Origin of the sequence: Komagataeibacter europaeus LMG 18890, from assembly GCF_000285295.1 — a bacterium.
Classification (GTDB): domain Bacteria; phylum Pseudomonadota; class Alphaproteobacteria; order Acetobacterales; family Acetobacteraceae; genus Komagataeibacter; species Komagataeibacter europaeus.
The window spans coordinates 1-4,946 of sequence record NZ_CADP01000157.1; the positions used below are offsets into that span (position 1 = coordinate 1).

The following is a 4,946-nucleotide window of genomic DNA, read 5'->3' on the forward strand; positions in this document are numbered from 1 at the left end:
TGGGACACAATGAGGTATGTCGATGATATGTAGCCGAGAGGGTAGAGTGCAGGATGAAGATCATCAGAACGGCCATCGTGATGGCGATCATTGCAGGCACGAGTGCCTGTTCGTCCACGGGTGATGCTTCCATAAAAAAAACAACCATCGCGGAAGTTGATCAGAATATTCATGATGGTGTGACAACTTCATCCCAGGTGCGTCAGATTTACGGTGAACCGGGGCAGAAAACCTATGAAGATGGTTATGAGGTCTGGATTTATAGTTTTACGTCCGGCAGGGAGGATGGTCTTTCAATAGCGCAGGACGTAGTCGGGCTTGGCATGCTTGGAGAAAGATCAAATAACAAAAGCAAGATGCTGACTGTTGTGTTGAGTAACGGGATCGTGCTGAAGCATAGTTTTGCCACCTCGCATTTCAGTTCCAGCAGTGGCTTGAGGTAGTAATATCGCAGGCAGTTAATGGTTTGGTATGAATGTATTGATCTGGGTAAGGCATGCAGCCGGGGCTGACTATAATCAAGACGTGTGTCGCAGAACTTAAGTTGGAAGAAACCACCTGCATGGTCCGTAGTAGTGGGTCGCGGTAAGTGCGTATTCGCATGTCTCCTGATCAGAAACACAGCTATACGCGCTCCAGACGTATATCCCCCTTTAAGTCACTGCATTGACGGGTAAGCGGTCCTTTTGGTGACGAAACCATGGGACCATGCGGCGGATGGCTTCTTCAATCTGTTCCGTTGCGACCGCAAAGCTGAAACGGATGAAGTATTTCCCGTCTATGGGGTCGAAATCAATGCCCGGTGCTGTCGTAACACCCGTATCCAGCAACAGGCGCTTGCAAAACGCCATGCTGTCATCCGTCAGATGCCGGATATCGGCATAGATATAGAACGCTCCATCTGGTGGCGCGATATGGCGCAGCCCCATTTCGGGCAGGGCACGCAACAGCAGGTCACGATTGCGCCGGTAGGTTTCCATATGCCCTTCAAGCTCATCGCGGCAGTCGAAGGCGGCAAGGGCCGCGTGCTGGCTGAGGGCGGCGGGCGGCAGGAACAGATTACCCATCCGCGCGCGGGCGGCTTCCACCTTGGCTGGCGGGACAACCAGCCACCCCAGCCGCCACGGCGCCATGCTGAAGTATTTGGAAAAACTGTTTACCACCAGCGCATCGGGATCATATTCCAGAATACTGTGCGCGCGTTCGCCAAAACTCAGGCCGTGATAGATTTCATCCGATATGATGCAGATCCCGTGCGCGCGACAGACGTCAACAATGCGCCGTATTTCATCTGCAGACAGGATGGTACCGGTGGGGTTGGCCGGACTGGCCAGGATCAGCCCGTCGGGAGCGGGATCAAGCTCTGCAATGGCATGGGGGGTCAACTGGAAGCGTTCTTTTTCCCCACATGGGATTTCGACCGGTTCCATATGGAGTGAGCGTACCACATTGCGGTAGGCCACATAGCTCGGTCGCGCCATGGCCACACGCGCGCCGGGCACAAAACTGGTCATGAGCGCCAGAACCAGCGCGGGTGATGCGCCACAGGTCAGGATAATCTGTTCAGGCTGGAGCGAAACGCCATATGTTTCGTCATAGTGAAGGGCGATCCGTTCCTTCAGGGGCTGGCTTTCCCAATAGCCCATGGGGTCGGTCGCCAGTACGTGCTGGGCGCGTTCGATCGCCGCGCTTGGCGCGCCGGTGGAAGGCTGGCCAAATTCCATATGAATGATGCTGCGCCCCTGCGCGGCCAGTTCATGCGCCAGTGCGCTGATGGACAGCGCGTGGAAGGGATCGATTGGCGGAACAGGCATCATGACCTCAAGGTGAAAAATAGACTTATAGGGTGATGATCGCCCTGCGACCAGAAACCGCCCTTGGAAATCAGGCGGCCTGCCCACCGTTTTCTACGCGACGTGCCAGTTCCTGCCAGGAACGTGTTGTGAAGGGCAGAGGCTGTGGAGTTTACAGAATTCCATATATGATGCTATAAGGCATTTTATATGCCAAATATGAGTGATAGTAATGGGCTCACCAAAATCCCGCGCGGCTCTTGAGCGACTGGGGCGTGACCTTCGTGGCGCGCGCCTGCGGCGCGGCATAGCGATAGCCGACCTGGCCGCTCGTGCCGGCACGTCAGCAAGTTCCATCGCGCGCCTGGAAAAGGGAGACCCGGGTGTGGGGATCGGCACTCTGGCCGACGTGCTGGTCGTGCTTGGTCTTCTGGACCGGTTGGCCGACCTGATTGATATCCGCAAGGATGATCTGGGACTGGCGTTGGCTGCTGAACGTCAGCCTCGTCGAGGCCGGTCTTCTGCGACCACGTTACGCAGGCAGCAGGATAAGGATAAGGCCACGCATGGGGGAGCGGATGTTATTGATATGGACGGTGCTTCGTTCTGATGCCTGATTTCAGCGCCCATGTCGTTCTTGGCAACAGCCTGACTCCCGTGGGTCAACTGCGTTTTACGCAGGCAGGTCCACGGCAGTTTTCGACCTTCACTTATGATCCGGCCTGGGTCGAGAATTCTCGGGCCTTTGCCATCCAGCCAACCTTTCCCCTTGGCTCTGGGCCGTTTCATGCGGCTGGCCAGCCAGGGAACGTGCGCGATGCCCTTGCGGGTGTCTTTGCTGATGCTGCGCCCGACAGTTGGGGGCGCAGGCTTCTCGAGCGTGCCTACGGTAATGGGCTTTCCGAGTTTGAATATCTCACACTGTCGGATGACGTATGTCGGCAGGGTGCGCTTCGTTTCGCCGATGATAACGGAGAAATCATTCGTGGCGGCGCCGATGACATCATACCGCGTCTGGTCGATCTTGCCGCTATTACGGCTATCGCGCGGGCATATGAACAGGGCAAGGACATATCCGAAAGGGATATGCAGGCGCTCGCTGGTGCAGGTGGTTCGGGTGGGGCGCGACCGAAGGCCAATGTTCGGGACGGCGATGTGCTCTGGCTTGCAAAATTTACCTCGGTTCACGACCAGTGGCCAATAGAACGTATTGAAGTTGCCACGCTTCGTCTGGCAAGAGCATGCGGAATCCGGACGCCAGAGGTCAGGCTGGAACTGGCTGAAACGCCGTTTCCTGTGGCTCTGATCCAGCGGTTTGATCGGCGTGGGGCTGGCCGGATTCCTTATATTTCGGCGAGGACTGCTCTGGGGAAAACCGGAACGGAACTGGGTTCCTATACGGAGATTGTCGATTTTATCCGGACCTATGCCGCCGATCCCCAGGCAGAGTTCCGCGAACTCTTCCTGCGTCTGGTTTATACTATTCTCGTGTCAAATAAGGACGATCATCTGAAAAATCACGGATTTCTCTATGTGGGCGCTGGACACTGGCGGTTATCCCCCGTTTTCGATGTGAATCCAGCACCCGACCGTAACCCGCATCTGGAAACGGCGATACTGGAGGGCGGTCCGCATGATCGGTCCATCCGTCTGGCACTGGAGGCGTGTGAATTCTTCGAAATTACCCCTGCTGAGGCCCGGCAGATGATCCGCGTGACAGCGCGGCGAATTTCGGATGAGTGGAGGCCTGTTCTGCGAGAGGTTGGTGTTTCCGGGGCGATGGCGCGTCATTATGAAGCCGCCTTCATAAACGATCAGATCGGGATCGCGCTAACGATCTGATAGTCACATATGACTGATAATATCGTATAATATACCAGATACGACACATAAATTTGTCGAATCTATCCCTGCCAGACGTCGCCGCGCTATTGATCGAACAGCATGGTCAACATCATTGTGTCCGCAATGATCGGGATGTGAGGCCGTCAGGAAAATATCGGTCACCTTCTACCCAATGGTAAATTCGAGTTCCGATTGTTCATCAATGGCGCGCAGGGTTTCATACAATCCTGCGGCCACGCCTCTACCTTCCACGATCTCATCCGCCAGTTCATCCAGAACGCCGGCAAACGCTTCATCGGTCGCGAGACCGAAAACATTCATGCGCTCGCTTTTTCTGCGTTCGATCTCGCTGTTTGCTGTTCCCGAGGGAAATACGGTGGCGAGCATCCGCAGGGCTCGAGCAAAGTGGATCCGTTTGTAAAGGCGCGAACGGAGCGCCGTGTCGCCAGGCGTCGTCGAGAAAGACCAGAGTTCGATTGGCCCCAGGACGTTCACCAGAAGCTGTTCATACTTTGCTTCTCCGGCCGACATGTCCACGAAGAACGGCGCACCATTCTTTCCCGGACCCGGCAGTGCGTTGCGGATCACATAGGCGCTGGCATCGGACAGCTTAAAGCGTCGGATAAGGCTGTCTGCCGTCTCCTGATCACCGCATTTGAGGACCCATCGGGCGGTTGATATCTTGTAAAGGTCCTCGCTGAAATCGGTATGGTTCTGTGAAATGAAGGCGAGTTGGACGTTGTGCTTGCGCCCCTCGCGGCCGTCGCGGACAGCCTGCTTGTCTACCTGGGGCGCTGGTTCGGTACGGTGCCACTCATCGAAGTCGACACGCTTCGTCGTTTCATACATCTCAGTGAAGCGGGCGAGATGATAGTCCCGCATGGACGGGGGCATATGCGGGTCGTCGGCATAATCGGGATGGAGAAAGAAATTCCGGGCCAGGATATGGCGGCCAAGCATATACATGAGCGCTGTCTGGCGGTTGGCCGCGGGAGAGCCGGATGGTGCCACCTCGGCAAGATCGAGAACGATCACGCGCGCGTCCCCCATATCCAGCCTTGTCGGGGACGCCAGCATGGGAAAATTCTTGATCACGTTCATGATGTAGCGATCAAACGTGTCGATCAGGCTTTCTCCAGTTTCCAGGGTGATCTTGGAATAGCGTTTTTCGATTTCCGGGCTGCGGGCCGCAATCAGCAGATCCTGCAGGACCGGTACTGCATGGCGCTGGGCAAAACCTGCAAGGCGGTATTCCCTGAGATTGACAAGGGCATCGACGACATCCCGCCACCATGTCGGATCGTCCTC

General features: G+C 56.1%; 4 protein-coding genes and 1 pseudogene. 3 read left to right on the forward strand and 2 right to left on the reverse strand.

The genetic code is table 11. The features are described 5' to 3' along the window. The first annotated feature begins 53 nt into the window (after positions 1-53). Positions 54-443 (forward strand): hypothetical protein, encoded by a 390-nt coding sequence (locus tag GEU01_RS19460; RefSeq protein WP_007396668.1) that lies wholly within the window; start codon positions 54-56, stop codon positions 441-443. Between the two features lie 210 nt (positions 444-653). On the opposite strand, the gene GEU01_RS19465 is transcribed toward GEU01_RS19460, so the two are convergent. Further along, positions 654-1,814 (reverse strand): pyridoxal phosphate-dependent aminotransferase, encoded by a 1,161-nt coding sequence (locus GEU01_RS19465; protein ID WP_025440152.1) that lies wholly within the window; start codon positions 1,812-1,814, stop codon positions 654-656. A 211-nt stretch (positions 1,815-2,025) separates the two neighbouring features. Between GEU01_RS19465 and GEU01_RS19470 the strand changes: the two genes are divergently transcribed. Together GEU01_RS19470 and GEU01_RS19475 are read left to right on the forward strand one after the other, a co-directional pair. Next, positions 2,026-2,403, forward strand: coding sequence for a helix-turn-helix domain-containing protein (locus GEU01_RS19470; protein ID WP_019087395.1), 378 nt, complete (start codon positions 2,026-2,028; stop codon positions 2,401-2,403). Then, positions 2,403-3,635 (forward strand): type II toxin-antitoxin system HipA family toxin, encoded by a 1,233-nt coding sequence (locus tag GEU01_RS19475; protein ID WP_019087396.1) that lies wholly within the window; start codon positions 2,403-2,405, stop codon positions 3,633-3,635. Before GEU01_RS19470 ends, GEU01_RS19475 begins: the two co-directional genes overlap by 1 nt. A gap of 168 nt (positions 3,636-3,803) precedes the next feature. Here GEU01_RS19475 and GEU01_RS19480 read toward each other — a convergent pair. Continuing rightward, positions 3,804-4,946: pseudogene (locus tag GEU01_RS19480) on the reverse strand (ATP-binding protein); the annotation flags it as partial.